The organism is Vibrio sp. 10N.286.52.C3 (assembly GCF_041468865.1).
Classification (GTDB): Bacteria; Pseudomonadota; Gammaproteobacteria; order Enterobacterales; family Vibrionaceae; genus Vibrio; species Vibrio crassostreae_C.
The window spans coordinates 26,148-43,640 of sequence record NZ_JBFRJM010000029.1 but is presented as its reverse complement, the minus strand read 5'-3'; the positions used below and the strand labels follow the sequence as shown (position 1 = coordinate 43,640).

Here is a 17,493-nt window from a genome sequence, read left to right as displayed (position 1 = left end):
AGTGCTCCCTTTTCTTTTGTCTAACGCTTTCTTTTATCTAATACTTTCTTTCATCGAATAGTTTGGCTTCTCTAGCGCGCTCGTTGTAAGTTCGCCAGAAAATGGCGATATTCTCGCTCGCAACAGCTGTCCCGCCAAAGCAGTACCGAGTGCCCACATTCAAACTGCAATTTAACGAAGAACTGCGCCCAGATCTTATCAACGGACTTGAGTCGGTAAGTTCGGTCATTGAGTCGAATATCACCATCCTCTCTGTAATCAAAACGCCCATAGACACTATTTAGAATCACATGATTGTTTCTGAACAAGCGGATCATTAAAGCTAAGCAATAAAGGCTGGCGGCAAGTGGAATAGAAGACAGGACGATGAAAAACAAAAGGCACCCAAAAATAGTGCCTTTTGCAAATAATGCGGAATACGAAGGGTTAAGCTGAAGCTTAACGAACCTTGCTGAGGTTGTGTGCGACAATTTTATCAACCATTGATGCATGGCCTAGGTTTTCACTGCGTCCGTGTCCCATTACCCAAGTAAACAAATCTGGATCATCACACTCTAATAGAGAAACAAACTCGCGCTGTTCCTGCTCTTGCAATGAATCAAAACACTCTTCGAAAAATGGCATGATGACTACATCAAGTTCTAACATGCCGCGACGGCAACCCCATTTAATTCGTGCTTTCTGCTCTGCAGTGTACATTGGCTATCCTCACCTATAATTTTTCTTTCTCGGAGTGTAACAAGTCATACGCCCTGCAACTACTATGTGAGTCACAGTCCCTATCTAAGCTCACAAAAAAACCTAGGCTGACAAAGAAACAGAACCGGATTAACATAGAGCCAAATAAAATTCTTAGGAAAGATAAAATGGATTGGAAAAACATATTTCAGCCACTCGCTCATACGCAAAATGAATCGCTTCCAGAACTGATGATGACACACGTATCAGACTGGAGTGCAATTACCATGATAGGCGATGACAAAAAGTCGTACCTACAGGGTCAAGTAACGTGCGATGTCGTCACTCTTCCTAATGATGAATCCACATTAGGCGCGCACTGTGATGCAAAAGGAAAGGTATGGAGTATCTTTCGTTTGTTCCACCACAACGGTGGCTACGCACTCATGCAACCTAAATCAGCGATTGAAGTCGAGCTCGTTGAAATCAAGAAGTACGCGGTGTTCTCTAAGGTCGATATCGAGCAAACGTCTGACGTTGTTATCGGTGTGATGGGTTCGTCAGCTAATCAATACATTGATTCTATTTCAGAAAGCCAAGGTAATGTGCGTGCTATCTCTGGTGGTACAGCGGTTCAAGTTGAAGATAACCGCTGGGCTCTACTTGTGACAGAAGAAGCCGCTGAAGCCTTGGTATCAAACAGCGCTGCGGAGAAAGTATCAGAAACACTTTGGCAATATCATGAAATTCTTGATGCTCAGCCTAACCTATCGAAAGCAGAGCAAAACGAGCACATCCCTCAAGCGCTTAACCTGCAAGCGATTGGCGGTATCAGCTTTTCAAAAGGCTGTTACACAGGTCAAGAAACGGTTGCTCGTGCTAAGTACCGTGGCATGAACAAGCGTGAGATGCGCATTGTGTCGGGCACAACTGCGGACGTGCTGTCGTTAGAAAACCCTATTGAACTGGAACGTAGTGTGGGTGAGAACTGGCGTGGCGCAGGCCGACTATTAAACGTCTATCAATTTGCTGATAACCGAGCGATTGGTTTGATGGTACTGCCAAACAACCTTGATGACGATGTTCAGCTGCGACTGACCGCGCAGCCTGATCAAACATGGAATATCCTGCCACTGCCGTACAGCCTTGACGACGAGTAACCACGTGGAAACGCAGATTACACAATGGCTGGATCAACAGCAGGTGAATTATCGCCTGCTGATGCAAAGCAAGCCAACCACCAGCATTGAAGAAACCGCACAAGAGCGAGGCATCGACGCCTCTCAAATGGTGAAGTGCATCCTGCTCAAGGATATGGGCAACCAGTATGCGTTAGCCTGTACTGCTGGCGATCGCTCTGTCGACCCCAAGAAAGTACGCTCGGTACTGAATTGCCGTCGAATGACCTGCGTGTCGCTCGCTGATGTTGAAGCGATCACCGGTTTTAAAGTGGGTTGTGTTGGTCCGCTCGCTCTCAAGAGACACATGCCGATCATTTTTGATCCTTCCATTCAAAACAACTCGACCGTAACCATTAGCTCCGGCGACCGAATGGCTGGCGTTGCGCTGGATCTCAATGATCTTATGGCGCTATGTGCACCGACCGTCGCGGACATCAGTCGATGATCGTTTAGATCATGCTTCGCAAACTTCATTTTAATATTTCATTGAGTACATTTTTAGTGTGAACCTCGTCATAAGAAGAGCACACCATTAATAAATAGTTACTCAAAATAAAAGCATAAGTAGTCACAAAGTTAAATTTGCGTTATTGTAAATTTACTGACTAGCTATTAAGCAAATCAGTGCAAGTGAATCCACTGAGTAACATCAGTATCCACTTTTGTGTAATGCATCTGTGACTATTCGCCCGTTTTAGACGGGCTTTTTTTTGTCCGAAATTTACAATTTGATTACACAAACAAAAAAATCCCGCCTATTCTTATACTTGTAACATTGTCACTGCTTAATACTGAACAGAAAAGTTCACGGCAGTTCACTACTCAGTATTATTTTGGGGAGGAGCTCACGTAAAAATAGATATTTACTGAAGAAAGTGCTTAGAACAGCACAAATATCTAATTAACGTCAACGCTACTGCATATAACTCCATGCTTATCACAATTATTATCTCGGAGTTTTTCTATAATATGCAGGCTAGGTAAATATAAGGATAATTAAGAATGAGACTGTTTAAGCGCTATACACCGAGTATGATTGCTAAACATGTAAGTCGACTTTTCAAAGGACGAATCTACATTTACGGCGTAGGAAAATTTGAGTTTGATAACGGTAAGCTAGTGCTACCAGACCGAGCAGAAAAACGTCACTTTCAAACAGTGAAAGAAATAAATAGTGAAATCATGAAACTGCGCTGCGCGTACGCATGACCTGATTATCTACAGAATTAAAAACAAAAAGGGTTGGCATTATGCCAACCCTTTTTTCGTACCAATTTTCGTATCAATGATGATTCGATATACCACCAGAACACTATGTCATTATCGATGAGTCACTGGACGCTTAGCTAAGTCAGGAAGATTGCCAGACAAACCCAGTGCGCGCTTCATGATCTCATCTTTCGCACCCGGTAATTGGCCCGCAAGCTTCATACCAATGCCACGAATCAGCTTCTTAGCTGGGTTATCGCCTTCAAACAGATCTTTAAAGCCCTGCATTGAAGCAATCATTTTCGCCGCCTCTGCTTTTCTCCAGCGCTCGTAGCCGCGAAGATTACGCTTGGTGCCAATGTCTTCACCCGCAGACCATAGCTTTAACAGCTCTTGCGCTAGGCTTGCTGCGTCTAATAGGCCAAGGTTCACGCCCTGCCCTGCTAATGGGTGAATGGTATGAGCAGCATCACCAACCAAAGCCACACGCTCTACCGCAAAGTCACGCGCATAACGCATGCGCAGTGGGAAGGCAAAACGGTCACCAACCACTTCGCATAAGCCCAGCTTTGCATCGAACTCAGCTGTTAACTGCTTGTTGAATTCAGCATCCGACATTGATACGAGGTTCTCGGCACGATTTGGTTCCGTAGACCAAACAATCGAGCTCATGTTGCTTGGTTGCATTGGTAGGAATGCCAATGGGCCTTGAGGCGTGAAGATTTGACGAGCAACGCTGTGGTGCGGCTCTGTGGTTTTGATGTTCGCGACAATCGCACTGTGTCCGTAATCCCAATGTGTTAATGGGATATCTTGCTGCTTACGAACCCAAGAGTTTGCGCCGTCTGCTCCAACAACTAACTTAGCTGTCAGTGCTTGACCATTGTCCAATGTTAACCAAGCTTCACTTTCACCAATCGCCATCGTTTTACACGTTGCGGGCATATACAGGCTGACGTTGTCTTGTTTCTTAACCTGATCAAGCAGCGCTAATTGAATCACACGGTTTTCAACGATATGACCAAGATTAGGCTGAGCCAAGCGTGTCGAGTCAAACTCAATACGAGCGAAACTGTCTTGTTCCCACACTTCCATCGCTTGATACGGTGCAGCGCGTCTTTGTTCGATACCTTGCCATGCACCTAGGTTACGAAGAATCACTTCACTAGAACGACTCAACGCGGATACACGCACATCAGGCAGCTCACTCAGCCCTTCACTAGGCGCTCTGCCTTCAATGACAGCGATTCTTAGGTCACTGTCTTTTAGGGCAGCAGCAAGCGCTAGGCCAACCATGCCACCACCAACAATCGCGATATCAACACTTTGCATCATTATTTATTACCTTATCTTTCTACTAGGCCAAGCGTATGACGCAAAAGTGGACCTTTAAGTGGTGGAAGGTTATCTATTACGGCTAACCCAAGATTACGCCCAATGCGAGCGGTCATATAATCGTTTGAGAACAGGTGAACTAGGCTTGAAGTCAACGTGATCGTTGCGTCTCGGTCTTGTTCTCTACGCTTTCTAAAGTTAACAAGACCACGGTAACGACCTACATCATCTAACTGGGTACACAACTCTTCTGCCAAGGAAGCCACATCTCGGATGCCTAGGTTAAAGCCTTGCCCCGCAATTGGGTGAAGCGTTTGAGCAGCATTACCAACAATGGCAAATCGATGAGAGATATTTTGCTGTCGGTGACGAAGAATCAGAGGGTAACTCGCGCGCTTGCCGACCTTCTCTAATCGGCCAAGTCGCCAGCCAAAGTCATTCTGCAATTGCTCAAGAAATTCATTGTCGTTTAGCGTCATCACTTTTTGTGCTTGCTCTGGTGTTAAACACCAAACCAGCGATAAACGGTTGTCACTCATCGGTAATAGAGCAACTGGCCCATGATGGGTAAAACGCTCAAATGCGCGACCTTGGTGAGGTTCACTCGCCACAATATTGGCAATCACAGCGACTTGCTCAAAGTCGTGCTCACTCAATGAGATATTGAGCTGTTGGCAACAGGTTGAGATTGCACCGTCAGCAGCAACCAGTAACTTAGTGGTTACTGTTTGCCCACTTGTCAGTTCAATCGTCGTCAACGCTTCTTCACGTTCAACTTTACTAACAGACTCAGGACAAAGCATGGTAATTGCCGCTTCTGATTCAAGTTTCTGCTGATAGATTCGACCCACATCTGCTAACTCGACCACGTAGCCAAGCGCATCTACAGCAAGCTCTTCACTGTAGATGTCTGTCATTCCGGCATGCCCGCGATCCGAAACATGGATATCTTTAATCGGGGTCGCGACCGGAGCGATAGATTGCCATAAGCGCAAAGAATCCAGGATCTGCACCGTGCCATAGGACAAAGCAATCGAACGAGAATCAAACCCAGGGTGAGCTTGATGATCAACCTGATAAGGCTCCACTACCGCAATCGACAGTGAACCTTGGCTTAGGTGATTCAAAGCAAGGGCTAAGGTTGCCCCTGCCATTGCGCCACCAGCAATTACAACATCATACTGAGCCATCATAACCTCAAACCGGCCAACGAATTAATGAATGGTAGGCGCCGCATCTTCAGATGGGCGAGCACCAAATTCAGCATGAATCGTTAGTGCACACGCTTTTACGTGCTCAATAACGTGCTCTAGAAGCTGCGCTTGCTCTTCCAGATCATCTTCTTCGTCAATGCCTAGCTTAGCCATCTCTTCTAGATCAGCTAATGCTTCTTTTGTACTGTCAGACGCTTTGTTCAATTGAGCGCCAACCAAGCCTAGACCAGAAATGAAATGGTTAATCCAATCAGACACACCATCAGCCAAGTCAAATAGGCTTGCGCTTGCGTCTTCGTCCGGCAGCAGCATAGACAGTTCCATGCCTGAGCCTGTGATTTCACTGGTTGTGACTTTCAGTGTTGCTTCCGCAAGCGTTAGCGCGCGATCTGGCCAGCCCATGCCTTCATTGGTGTAATCGAAGATCAGTGGTTGCCAGCTTTTATCTGCAAGGTTTAAGCCTCCGCTTAACATACCCGTTAATAAACCATGCATCTCAGCAGGGGTTACGGCTAGACTTGCCGATTGAAGTTCAGTCGCAACCGTTAGGTAGTCAGGTAAAGTAGTTTCGCTCATCAGATAGCTCGCTCAGTTATTCTTTATATCGATAGTATAATCGTACCACTTCACCCCAATTCTGGTAAGCATCGATCCCCAGCAATTGAAGGATGACTGACTACCAATTGTTCAATTTGCTGAATTACTGTGTGCTCAAGCTCTCATTTACAAACAGTCACTCTGAAAAGCTTGAATCTTAATAGCGGTTTACCTATAGTTTCTCCCTCAGAGGAGATTGCTTCCTCATCGGTACTTGCACTTTTTCTTTCTCAAAAAATGGCGAAGGGCAACAGCCTTAAAATAGCGCGTTAAAGAGTTCATCCATCATGAGTAATCAAGCGGTAGACGTTGAAATATTAGGAAAACTGACTCGAGTGAATTGTCCACCAGGGCAAGAAGAGTCATTGATTGCAGCGGCGGCCGATCTTGATAATCGATTGAAAGAGATGGCTGAACGTACTAAGGTAACCAATGAAGTGAAGCTGCTGACTATCGCAGCTCTGAATATTTGCTACGAATTACAAACCAAGAAGTTTGAAGCAAATGATGAACAAAACGCACTGACCGAGCGAATGGAACAGCTCACGACATCACTTTCAGATGTCCTCAGTAAAGTTAAGCACGGACAGCAATAGCGTACACAAAATTTACCCTGGAGTGTTTGTCAGAGGATTCACGTCCCCGAGCCGATAAGCAATCCCTAAGGGTTAGTACTTGAGTGCTATTGAGCATGCTCGGCCCGACCGAGAAGCCTACGGTAATCATTGCTGATCCGCCTTGAACTCGCTGGTTCAAGGGCCATCTATTCTCAACGGCACTTTGGGGTATCCCTTCTTATGAAGACGCTCACACGCAGCGAATTTCGCAAACAGATCCGTATCAAACGCAATGCCTTATCTGGCGACCAACAAACTCAATCCGGTATCGACTTAGTTAAGCAGTGCATGCAGCTTGATGAAATTCAGTCTGCTCAGCATATTGCCCTCTATATCTCTATCGATGGCGAACTCGATACTCAGCCTTTAATCGAATGGTTATGGGCGCAAGGTAAGCAAACTTATTTACCAGTATTGCACCCCTTCTCTGCCGGGCACCTGCTGTTTTTACACTACTCGCCAACCACACCGACGGTCTTGAATAAGTACGGTATTGTCGAACCTCAGCTCAATCAAATGCTGGTTAAACCTTGTCAGCAACTCGACCTTATTCTTACGCCCCTTGTCGGCTTTGACTCCCATGGCCATCGTTTAGGTATGGGCGGCGGATATTACGATCGCACCTTGGCAAAGTGGTTCGAGACGGGCGAAGGTGCAGCTCCTATTGGTTTGGCTCATGATTGCCAACATGTTGATACGCTACCGATTGAAGAATGGGACATTCCGTTACCTAAAATCGTGACTCCGAGTAAAACTTGGCAATGGGAAAACAACCATTAAAGCGCTATAATCGCGCCGCAAACGTTAACCTCGATATAGAAACGTTAACTCAATATCTAAACGTTAACTTCATCATTACGCAAACGATCAATTCAAAGCGCAAGACCTTATTCAGGAGAATGGCATGACTCAAGATGAAATGAAAAAAGCAGCTGGCTGGGCAGCACTTCAATATGTTGAAGAAGGCAGCATTGTAGGTGTAGGTACTGGCTCTACAGTAAATCACTTCATCGACGCACTAGGCACAATGAAAGACAAAATCAAAGGTGCGGTTTCAAGCTCTGTTGCTTCAACGCAGCGACTAGAAGAGCTAGAGATCAAAGTGTATGAGTGTAACGATGTCGCTAAGCTAGACATCTATGTTGATGGCGCAGATGAAATCAACCCAACTCGCGATATGATCAAAGGCGGCGGCGCTGCTTTGACTCGTGAAAAAATCGTAGCGGCTATCTCTGATAAGTTTGTGTGTATTGTTGACGGTACTAAAGCAGTTGATGTGTTGGGTAAATTCCCACTGCCTGTTGAAGTAATCCCAATGGCACGTTCATACGTGGCACGTGAGTTGGTTAAGCTTGGTGGTGACCCAGTTTACCGCGAAGGCTGCACAACCGATAACGGCAACGTGATCCTAGATGTGTACGGCATGGCGATCGAAAACCCGAAACAACTAGAAGATATCATCAATGGTATAGCTGGTGTGGTGACGGTTGGTCTGTTCGCTCACCGTGGTGCTGATGTGGTTATCACCGGCACGCCTGAAGGTGCAGAAATCGAAGAATAAATAATAGAAGATTGAGTTTTCTGTTACTTCATTACATACGGTGCCCTAGGGCGCCGTTTTTTTTGCTTTATTGCTGTAAAATTATGTCTTATTCCGTAATTTTCTTACCCAAAACATTTTTTTTTTGTTACTTTATTGTTCAGAAGACGCACAGGGAAAACGTTTGTCTCCTAACAAAGTGGTGAATTTGTTCCCCTTTCAGCCATTTTGTAGCACGTGCGCCGCATTTGCCCAACCTTTCCATTTTAAGGACGAGAACAATGGCCAAAGTTTCACTGGAAAAAGAAAAAATTAAAATTCTACTTCTAGAAGGTCTTCACCCTTCTTCTGTAGAAGTACTGCAAGCCGCTGGTTACACAAACATTGAGTACCACAAAGGCTCGCTACCGGAAGATGAACTTCTTGAAGCAGTAAAAGATGCTCATTTCATTGGTATTCGTTCTCGCACTAATATCTCCCAAGAAGTTATTGATGCAGCTGAAAAGCTGGTTGCCGTCGGTTGTTTCTGTATTGGTACTAACCAAGTCAACCTTCAAGCAGCAGCAAAACGCGGTATCCCTGTGTTCAACGCACCGTTCTCAAACACTCGAAGCGTTGCTGAGCTCGTTCTTGGTCAGGTTCTATTGCTACTACGTGGCATTCCAGAAAAGAACGCGCTTGCACACCGTGGCATCTGGAAAAAGAGTGCCGACAACTCTTACGAAGCCCGTGGTAAGCGTTTAGGTATTATTGGCTACGGTCACATCGGTACTCAACTGGGTATTATTGCTGAAAACCTTGGCATGCGTGTTTACTTCTACGACATTGAAAACAAACTGTCTCTGGGTAACGCAACGCAAGTTCATACCATGACGGAATTACTGAACAAGTGTGACGTAATCTCTTTGCATGTACCTGAAACCAACGAAACAAAAGACATGATGGGTAAAGAAGAGTTCGAGCGCATGAAGCCTGGCTCTATCTTTATCAACGCAGCTCGTGGCACGGTAGTCGATATTCCTGCTCTGTGTGGCGCTCTGGAGTCTGGACACCTTGCAGGTGCGGCTATTGATGTTTTCCCAACAGAACCAAAAACCAATGCAGACCCGTTTGAGTCTCCATTAATGCAGTTCGATAACGTGATCCTAACGCCTCACGTGGGTGGTTCAACTCAAGAAGCACAAGAGAACATTGGTGTTGAAGTTGCTGGTAAGCTAGCGAAATACTCTGATAACGGCTCTACGCTATCAAGTGTTAACTTCCCTGAGGTATCACTACCACTGCATACTGGAACGTCTCGTTTATTACACATTCACGAAAACCGCCCAGGCATCCTAACTCAGATCAACACCATCTTCGCTGAGGAAGGGATCAACATCGCGGGTCAATACCTACAGACTGCGGCTGATATGGGTTATGTCGTTATCGATGTAGAAGCCGATCGCTCTGAAGAAGCACTGCTTAAACTGAAAGAGATCGAAGGCACAATCCGTGCTCGTCTTCTTCACTAATCATCGCACTCAAAATGCATAAAAAAGGCTCTCATCATGAGAGCCTTTTTAGCATTTGGCCTATCGTAGGTAATTAGGTCGTCATGATCCAAAACCTTCTATAGCACTGTCATTACTCTTCGATCTGGTAGATCACATTCACGCGATCACGAATGGTGATCGTTGAGTCTTCATAAGAGTTCGATTCTGTTCTTGCATCCATCGCCATTGAACGCATGAGTACTGGCTGAGAAGATTGGGCGTTGTAATCCACGCGCCATACATCACCTAACTCGCGCTCAAAACCACTCGCCAATGATTTAGCTTTTGATGTCGCATCTTTAATGGCTTCTAAGCGCGCTTGCTCTTGATACTTAGCTTGGTCGCGAACTTGCAGTTGGATGTTGTCGATCTGATTAATGCCTTCTCCAATCGCAATATCCATGTACTCATTAAGGTTAGCTAGCTCAGTCACTTGAACGGTCACATTACGTGAGGCGCGGTAGCCAACCAGTTCCGGTTTGCCATCTTTCGGGTAATGATATTGAGGAGATAAATACAGGTTAGAGCTGTGTACACTCGCCTCATCAACACCAGCTTGATGCAGCTTGTTTAGAAAGCCTGTCACGACTTTATCAACGGTATTTTTAGCCTGTTCAGCAGTCATCGTCGATTCCACGACTCTCACAGAGAATGTCGCCATATCAGGTGTAGCGATCACTTCACCATAGCCTGTCGTTGAAATATGAGGAAAGGATGGAGAGTCAGCCAATGATGGAAAACTCACAGCACTCAACGCCGCAGTAAGAGTAAGAGACGTTGCTAACATCTTTGGTACAAGCTTCATTAGGTATGACCTATGCTAAACAAATGTCCTTTCATCATAGAGCAATTTATCGTTTAGCCAATCCAGAGCACACACTTCTAACAGAACTTTGACGCTAAAAAAACCAACAGTTTACTGAGGTAAGTGATTGTGAGCAAAACTCAATATTGCTTGGGATACCTCTTTTAATACTCCGCTCTCAAGCTGCCAATGGTGCCAATAGATGCGATAAGAGAGCAGAAAGCCAGGGGTAATATCAATCAGAGCACCAGACTCGAGCTCATCGATAATCTGTAATCGGGGGATCAAGCAATAGGCTACACCCGATAATGCCAAGCGCACAAATGCTTCTGAACTGCCGACTGTATGATTGATCACACTGTCTCTCGGTACGTTAAAATGATCATGCAGAAACTTCTTATGCAGATCATCGTATTGATCATAGGAAACCGCAGGCGCTTTGCTTAAAGTGGCGTAGTTTACGCCCTCTGCAAAGTAACGCTGATGAAAGTCAGGGCTAGCCACGCACACATAATCCATCCTACCGAGATAGTCAGCACTGCAGCCAGGAATCGCTTGAGACTCCAAACTGATTGCACCGGCCACCTCGCCACTTTTAATCTTTTCAATGGTTCTCGACTCACCATGAATCGCGAGGTTCAACTCGACTTGGCGAGACTTAATCACATCCGACAAAGCTGGTAGCAACCATGTCGCCAAACTATCAGCGTTGGTGGCTATGGATATCGATAGTGGTTGATTACCCTCTTCATTCATCAACTCAGGCACAAGCTCGTGCTCTAACAAACGAACACGGCGATATAAGCCCAGTAGTTTTTTACCCGCAGGCGTTGGCCTAGGCGGGCTTTCTCTCACCAAGGCTGGCTGAGCCAACCACTTTTCCAGCTGTTTGATGCGTTGAGATACCGCCGACTGGGAGATATATAACTGCTCAGCAGCCCTTTCGAAGCTACGTTGTTTTACTACAGCATCCAGTGCTTCAATCCATTTATAATCCAATCCGCGCATCAATTTGCTTCCTTTTTAAGCTAACTCATCACCACATTAGCAACTCTAATAATGGATTAAAATCATTAATTATACTTATTTAAAGGGTCAGAGTATCTTCGCCATATAGCACGTAAATATCGTTAAATAAGTGGAGGTTAAAATGAGTTTTTGGGTTTTATTACAAGGTTTTGGTCTAGGGGCAAGTATGATTATCCCTATTGGCGCTCAGAATGCGTACGTCCTAAATCAAGGGATAAAGCGCAACCACCATTTAACCACCGCGACAATCTGTAGCCTGCTCGATACTCTGTTTATCTCATTGGGTATCTTTGGTGGCGGTGCGATTCTGTCGCAAAATGAATTGCTACTCACCTCAGTGACGTTAGGCGGCATCGCTTTTCTAACCGTGTATGGTTTGTTATCACTGCGCAGTGCCTTTAAAGCACCCTCAAGCGAGGAGTCGAAAGGAGAGATACTGGCTCGCGGCAAGCGCACCGTTATTTTAGGGGCATTGGCAGTAACAGTATTAAACCCACATCTCTATTTGGATACCGTGGTAATTCTTGGATCCATTGGTGGGCAATTTGAAGGCAACGACAGAATTGCATTTGCTATGGGGACTATATTGGCTTCGTTCGTCTGGTTCTATTCTTTGTCATTAGGCGCTGCAAAACTAGGCCCGACGCTATCTAAACCTAAGGTTAAGAAAGGCATTGATATCGCAGTCGCAACCATGATGTTCGCCATAGCAACGGTGCTTACCGATGGACTTATTGAGCAATACTGGTAAATCTATTTAGCTTCATGAAACCAACAAAAAAGGCGGATAACCTAAGTTATCCGCCTTTCCTTATAAAAGCTTATAGTTATAAAAACTAACTAGGAATTAAGCTTCTACTTTATTCATGTGTACATCCATTTGCGGGAATGGAATTTCGATACCCTCGTTATCCAAGCCTTCTTTGATTGCTTGCATCAGGTCGAAATAAACATTCCAGTAGTCAGCAGTGCTAACCCATGGACGAACAACGAAGTTAACTGAAGAATCAGCAAGCGTATGAACACCAACTTGAACGCCAGGTTCTTTCAGTACACGCTCATCAGATTCACAGATCTTAGTCAGTAGCGCTTTTGCCTTCTGAAGATCAGCGTTGTAAGAAACACCAATCATTAGATCAATACGGCGCGTCGCATGACGAGAATAGTTTGTGATTGGGCTGCCGATAACGCTACCGTTAGGTACTACAACCATTTTGTTGTCTGGCGTTGTTAGAACCGTTTGGAAGATTTGAATAGAATCAACTGAACCTGCCACACCACCAATTTCCACATAGTCACCAGACTTAAATGGACGGAATGCAACGATAAGTACACCAGCAGCAAAGTTAGATAGTGAGCCTTGTAGTGCAAGACCAACGGCTAAACCAGCCGCACCAATAACAGCAACTACAGATGCCGTTTGAACACCTAAACGACCAAGTGCAGCAATTAAAACAATCACAAACAACAAATAACGAACTAAACCATGGACGAACTCCACAACTGCTCGGTCCATTTTCTTCTTCTGAAGAACCTTAGACACGCTATTCGCTACTGCTTTAACAATAAGGTTACCAATAAATAGAATTATCAGTGCTGAAATGATATTTACGCCATATTGGATAAATAAATCTGAATTATTTGTTAACCACTGCTCTACTTGAGACAAACCATCCACAAGTGGAGTCTCAATCGCTGTCGAACTATCAGCCATAATGTGCATCCTCTATATAATATGCTATGGGCTAAACTGCCTTAAGCCTCATTTACTCTGCAATATAATAAACAGTGTAATTACCGTTAAGTCATTGTGTTAAAAGTAAATTAAAGCCAAGTCCTTTTTATAAACTGAACCAAGTTCAGTTTTTCGGCACGATATCCTATCTTTGACAGATTGCAAAGTCATATTTATGTAAGCTTTTGAATTATTAAAACTTACCGATAAACACAAATACCGATAACTAAAAGACTACGAAATTTATTCACCGCACGCTAGGTTTTTCACATATTTAGTACAAGTTTTTATCAGATATAAAAAAACCCGCTCAATGAGCGGGTTTTTAAAACTTAAAGAGTACTTAATTCAAAGAATTATAGTACGTCTACAGCGTTAAGGTCAGCAAATGCTTTCTCTAGACGAGCAACCATTGAAGCTTGACCAGCACGTAGCCATACGCGTGGATCGTAGTACTTCTTGTTTGGAGCAGCTTCGCCAGTTGGGTTGCCGATTTGACCTTGTAGGAAATCGAAGTTGTCAGCAGAGTACTGACGGATACCGTCCCAAGTTGCCCACTGTGTATCAGTATCGATGTTCATTTTGATAACACCGTAGCCGATAGACTCTTGGATTTCTGCTTCAGAAGAACCAGAACCACCGTGGAATACGAAGTTTAGAGCGTTAGGTGCGATACCGAACTTCTCTGCACAGTATGCTTGAGAGTCACGTAGGATAGTTGGAGTAAGTACAACGTTACCAGCTTGGTAAACACCGTGTACGTTACCGAAAGATGCAGCGATAGTGAAACGTGGGCTAACAGCCATTAGTTTCTCGTAAGCGTATGCTACGTCTTCTGGAGAAGTGTAAAGCTCAGATGCGTCCATATCAGAGTTATCAACGCCGTCTTCTTCACCACCAGTACAACCAAGTTCGATCTCGATTGTCATGTTCATTTTAGCCATGCGCTCTAGGTACTTAGCACATGTTTCGATGTTCTCTTCTAGAGACTCTTCAGAAAGGTCTAGCATGTGAGAAGAGAATAGAGGCTTACCAGTTTGTGCGAAGAACTCTTCACCAGCGTCTAGTAGACCGTCGATCCATGGAAGAAGTTTCTTAGCAGCGTGGTCAGTGTGCAGGATAACTGGAACACCGTAAGCTTCAGCTACAGCGTGTACGTATTTTGCACCAGCTACAGCGCCAAGAACTTGTGCGCCTTGACCTTCAAGTTTAACGCCTTTACCTGCGAAGAATGCAGCGCCGCCGTTAGAGAACTGAACAACTACTGGAGCTTTAACTTTAGCAGCTGCTTCTAGTACTGCGTTTACAGAGTCAGTACCAACAACGTTTACAGCAGGAAGAGCAAATTTGTTTTCTTTTGCTACTTCAAATACTTTCTGTACGTCATCGCCAGAAATCACACCAGGTTTTACAAAATCGAAGATCTTAGACATGGAAATAGTCCTATTTATTCTATCGTTTTAAGATTAAAAAACTTAAGTTTAAAAACTTGCAATCGTTTGCTCACAACTTATGCCATTCTAGCAAAAAAGTGTGATATGCAGCAAACGTTAAAAGGCGAGATTCACATCTCGCCTTTCTAAATCAATTATGCTTTAGCACGCTCTTCAAGCATTGCTACTGCAGGAAGTACTTTACCTTCAACGAATTCAAGGAAAGCGCCACCGCCAGTAGAGATGTAAGAAACGTCAGCTTTGATACCGAACTTATCGATAGCTGCTAGCGTGTCACCACCACCTGCTACAGAGAAACCTGCAGACTCAGCGATTGCTTTAGAGATACCAGCTGTACCCGCTTCGAAGTTCTTGAATTCGAATACGCCTACAGGGCCGTTCCAAAGGATTGTTTTCGCGTTGCCGATGATTTCAGCTAGTGCCGCAGTTGAATCTGGACCAAGGTCGAAGATCATGTCGTCGTCTTGAACTTCAGAAACGTGCTTGATTTCAGCTTCTGCGTTTTCGTCGAATGCTTTAGCACATGCAACGTCAGTTGCTACTGGGATAGCACACTCTTTCATTAGCTTTTGAGCCGTTTCAACTAGGTCAGCTTCGTATAGAGACTTACCTACGTTGTGGCCTTCAGCAGCGATGAATGTGTTCGCGATACCACCACCAACAACAAGCTGGTCAGCAATTTTAGAAAGAGATTCTAGAACGGTTAGTTTAGTAGAAACTTTAGAACCACCAACAATAGCCACTAGTGGGCGAGCTGGGTTGTCCATTGCTTTACCAAGCGCTTCAAGCTCAGCAGCTAGAAGAGGGCCAGCACATGCTACAGGAGCGTAAGTACCAACGCCGTGTGTAGAAGCTTGAGCACGGTGAGCTGTACCGAATGCATCCATTACAAAGATGTCACATAGTGCAGCGTATTGCTTAGAAAGTGCTTCTTCGTTCTTCTTCTCGCCTTTGTTGAAACGAACGTTTTCAAGAACAACAAGTTCACCAGCGTTCAGCTCTAGGCCGTTTACGTAATCTTTAGCTAGTTTAACTTCGCAGTCTAGTGCGTCGTTTAGGTAGTTAACTACAGGAGCTAGAGAGAACTCTTCGTTGTATTCGCCTTCAGTAGGACGACCAAGGTGAGAAGTAACCATTACCTTTGCGCCAGCTTCTAGGCAAAGTTTGATAGTTGGTAGAGATGCAAGGATACGTGCATCTGAAGTTACTTTACCGTCTTTTACTGGTACGTTTAGGTCAGCACGGATAAATACGCGTTTACCTGCAAGTTCCAGGTCAGTCATCTTGATCACAGACATGATTTGTCCTCTAAAATTTAAATAAATATAAAGTTTTGGAAACTCAGCAACCCTGCTAAGCCTATAAATTATTCAACTGGTAATTCTTTCACTACTAATAATATGTGGACTCTTAGTATTTATTTCAAGCTAAAAAATAAATAATCCGCACATTTGCTTCTAGGTCTTACTTCTTGCCTTCAGAAGCTTGCATTGCAAGAACCGTATCCAGCATTCGGTTCGCAAAGCCCCATTCATTATCACACCACACTAGCATTTTAACTAAGTGGCCGTTGCTCACTCGCGTTTGTGAACCATCAACGATTGCGCTATGGGGATCGTGATTAAAGTCGATGGAAACGAGCGGCGCTTCAGTATAGTCAACTATATTGTGTAATGTACACTGGGATGCATTAACAATGGTTTGATTTACGTCATTAACTTTCACATTTGCATTAATTGTGACACTTAAATCCATCGCTGTTACGTTTACCGTCGGCACACGCACAGATATAGCTTCAAATTTGTTGGAAAATTTCGGGAAGATTCTTTCAATACCTTTATGCAACTTGGTATCGACAGGAATGATCGATTGGCTTGCTGCTCGAGTACGACGCAAATCGCTGTGGTACGCATCGATAACTTGTTGATCATTCATTGAAGAGTGAATAGTCGTAATCGTACCGGACTCGATACCAAAGGCGTCATCAAGAACCTTAATGATAGGGACAATACAGTTGGTGGTGCACGAACCATTGGAAACGATTTGGTGGTCCGCTTCGATGGTATCGTGGTTCACACCATAGATAATGGTGTTATCGAGGTCATTGGCACCGGGGTGAGAAAACAGTACCTTTTTCGCCCCTGCAGCAATGTGCGCGAGGCCGTCATCTCGGCAACCATAAACACCGGTACAATCGAGAACGATATCCACCTCAAGGTCACGCCAAGGCAACAGCTCAATATCAGCAAGATGTAAGATACGAATGGTATCAAACTCACCCTTGTCTTCAGCACCAATGCCATGATGGACATAAATGTGCTCTTGATCGTTAGAGATTTTCTTACCGAAGCGGCCGTGACTGGTGTCGTACTGCAATAGGTGAGCCATAGCGTCAGGCTGAGCAAGCTCATTGACCGCTACTACTTTGATTTGTTGGCTTTTGCCACTTTCATAGACAGCGCGCAATACATTACGCCCTATTCGTCCAAATCCATTTATCGCGACTTTTAGCATAGTTCCGTACATCTAACCAAAATTTCGTGCAACAGATGATAACTGAATCCTAC

Annotated in this window: 19 protein-coding genes and 1 other RNA gene; 9 read left to right on the top strand and 11 right to left on the bottom strand. The window is 44.6% G+C overall.

Annotated features, from left to right (window positions below; genetic code table 11):
• Positions 1-71: 71 nt before the first annotated feature.
• The gene (locus AB4138_RS12690) at positions 72-491 is read right to left on the bottom strand and encodes a protein YgfX (RefSeq protein ID WP_324295273.1); all 420 of its coding nucleotides are present in this window, start codon (positions 489-491) and stop codon (positions 72-74) included.
• Positions 439-699 carry a succinate dehydrogenase assembly factor 2 gene (locus AB4138_RS12685; RefSeq protein ID WP_004735374.1) on the bottom strand — a complete coding sequence of 87 codons (261 nt, stop codon included), beginning with the start codon at positions 697-699 and terminating at the stop codon, positions 439-441. Before AB4138_RS12685 ends, AB4138_RS12690 begins: the two co-directional genes overlap by 53 nt.
• A 167-nt stretch (positions 700-866) precedes the next feature.
• Here AB4138_RS12685 and ygfZ point away from each other — a divergent pair, with 167 nt between their 5' ends.
• From ygfZ to AB4138_RS12670, 3 genes are all read left to right on the top strand, one after another.
• A complete protein-coding gene (ygfZ, locus tag AB4138_RS12680; RefSeq protein WP_137001312.1) occupies positions 867-1,838 on the top strand; it encodes a tRNA-modifying protein YgfZ in 972 nt (323 codons plus the stop codon).
• A 4-nt stretch (positions 1,839-1,842) separates the two neighbouring features.
• Positions 1,843-2,304, top strand: coding sequence for an aminoacyl-tRNA deacylase (locus AB4138_RS12675; protein WP_029235114.1), 462 nt, complete (start codon positions 1,843-1,845; stop codon positions 2,302-2,304).
• A 557-nt stretch (positions 2,305-2,861) separates the two neighbouring features.
• Positions 2,862-3,068 carry a DUF1107 domain-containing protein gene (locus AB4138_RS12670; protein WP_009847660.1) on the top strand — a complete coding sequence of 69 codons (207 nt, stop codon included), beginning with the start codon at positions 2,862-2,864 and terminating at the stop codon, positions 3,066-3,068.
• Between the two features lie 111 nt (positions 3,069-3,179).
• Here AB4138_RS12670 and AB4138_RS12665 read toward each other — a convergent pair whose 3' ends face one another.
• Genes AB4138_RS12665 through AB4138_RS12655 form a run of 3 tightly spaced genes read right to left on the bottom strand, consistent with a single transcriptional unit; the run spans position 3,180 to position 6,193 of the window.
• Entirely contained in the window at positions 3,180-4,403 is a 1,224-nt protein-coding gene (locus AB4138_RS12665) for an FAD-dependent 2-octaprenylphenol hydroxylase (protein WP_017063203.1), read from the bottom strand.
• An 11-nt stretch (positions 4,404-4,414) separates the two neighbouring features.
• A complete protein-coding gene (gene ubiH, locus AB4138_RS12660; protein WP_017059054.1) occupies positions 4,415-5,593 on the bottom strand; it encodes a 2-octaprenyl-6-methoxyphenyl hydroxylase in 1,179 nt (392 codons plus the stop codon).
• Between the two features lie 24 nt (positions 5,594-5,617).
• Entirely contained in the window at positions 5,618-6,193 is a 576-nt protein-coding gene (locus AB4138_RS12655) for a YecA family protein (protein WP_372224069.1), read from the bottom strand.
• Positions 6,194-6,501: 308 nt separating this feature from the next.
• Here AB4138_RS12655 and zapA point away from each other — a divergent pair, with 308 nt between their 5' ends.
• The 5 genes from zapA to serA all read left to right on the top strand — a co-directional run bounded on the left by zapA (position 6,502) and on the right by serA (position 9,882).
• The gene (zapA, locus tag AB4138_RS12650; protein ID WP_004735366.1) at positions 6,502-6,810 is read left to right on the top strand and encodes a cell division protein ZapA; all 309 of its coding nucleotides are present in this window, start codon (positions 6,502-6,504) and stop codon (positions 6,808-6,810) included.
• Between the two features lie 11 nt (positions 6,811-6,821).
• A non-coding RNA gene (gene ssrS, locus AB4138_RS12645) (6S RNA) lies at positions 6,822-7,005 on the top strand.
• Between the two features lie 6 nt (positions 7,006-7,011).
• Positions 7,012-7,611, top strand: coding sequence for a 5-formyltetrahydrofolate cyclo-ligase (locus AB4138_RS12640; protein ID WP_017059056.1), 600 nt, complete (start codon positions 7,012-7,014; stop codon positions 7,609-7,611).
• A gap of 124 nt (positions 7,612-7,735) precedes the next feature.
• Positions 7,736-8,392 carry a ribose-5-phosphate isomerase RpiA gene (gene rpiA, locus AB4138_RS12635; RefSeq protein WP_372306244.1) on the top strand — a complete coding sequence of 219 codons (657 nt, stop codon included), beginning with the start codon at positions 7,736-7,738 and terminating at the stop codon, positions 8,390-8,392.
• A 260-nt stretch (positions 8,393-8,652) separates the two neighbouring features.
• Positions 8,653-9,882, top strand: a complete 1,230-nt coding sequence (gene serA, locus AB4138_RS12630; protein WP_017059058.1) for a phosphoglycerate dehydrogenase — start codon at positions 8,653-8,655, stop codon at positions 9,880-9,882.
• A gap of 112 nt (positions 9,883-9,994) precedes the next feature.
• Here the strand turns inward: serA and AB4138_RS12625 are convergent, their stop codons facing one another.
• Together AB4138_RS12625 and AB4138_RS12620 are read right to left on the bottom strand one after the other, a co-directional pair.
• The gene (locus AB4138_RS12625; protein WP_017059059.1) at positions 9,995-10,708 is read right to left on the bottom strand and encodes an oxidative stress defense protein; all 714 of its coding nucleotides are present in this window, start codon (positions 10,706-10,708) and stop codon (positions 9,995-9,997) included.
• A gap of 111 nt (positions 10,709-10,819) precedes the next feature.
• The gene (locus AB4138_RS12620) at positions 10,820-11,716 is read right to left on the bottom strand and encodes a LysR family transcriptional regulator ArgP (RefSeq protein WP_017068706.1); all 897 of its coding nucleotides are present in this window, start codon (positions 11,714-11,716) and stop codon (positions 10,820-10,822) included.
• Between the two features lie 142 nt (positions 11,717-11,858).
• On the opposite strand from AB4138_RS12620, the gene AB4138_RS12615 reads away from it, so the two are divergent.
• Positions 11,859-12,488 carry a LysE/ArgO family amino acid transporter gene (locus AB4138_RS12615; protein WP_171732414.1) on the top strand — a complete coding sequence of 210 codons (630 nt, stop codon included), beginning with the start codon at positions 11,859-11,861 and terminating at the stop codon, positions 12,486-12,488.
• Positions 12,489-12,584: 96 nt separating this feature from the next.
• Here AB4138_RS12615 and mscS read toward each other — a convergent pair whose 3' ends face one another.
• The 4 genes from mscS to epd form a co-directional block, all read right to left on the bottom strand.
• Positions 12,585-13,451 carry a small-conductance mechanosensitive channel MscS gene (gene mscS, locus AB4138_RS12610; RefSeq protein ID WP_372306241.1) on the bottom strand — a complete coding sequence of 289 codons (867 nt, stop codon included), beginning with the start codon at positions 13,449-13,451 and terminating at the stop codon, positions 12,585-12,587.
• 377 nt (positions 13,452-13,828) lie between these two features.
• Entirely contained in the window at positions 13,829-14,905 is a 1,077-nt protein-coding gene (gene fbaA / locus AB4138_RS12605; RefSeq protein ID WP_010435694.1) for a class II fructose-bisphosphate aldolase, read from the bottom strand.
• A 155-nt stretch (positions 14,906-15,060) separates the two neighbouring features.
• A complete protein-coding gene (locus tag AB4138_RS12600) occupies positions 15,061-16,224 on the bottom strand; it encodes a phosphoglycerate kinase (protein WP_017059064.1) in 1,164 nt (387 codons plus the stop codon).
• Positions 16,225-16,390: 166 nt separating this feature from the next.
• Positions 16,391-17,440 carry an erythrose-4-phosphate dehydrogenase gene (gene epd / locus AB4138_RS12595; RefSeq protein WP_032545627.1) on the bottom strand — a complete coding sequence of 350 codons (1,050 nt, stop codon included), beginning with the start codon at positions 17,438-17,440 and terminating at the stop codon, positions 16,391-16,393.
• Between the last annotated feature and the right edge of the window lie 53 nt (positions 17,441-17,493).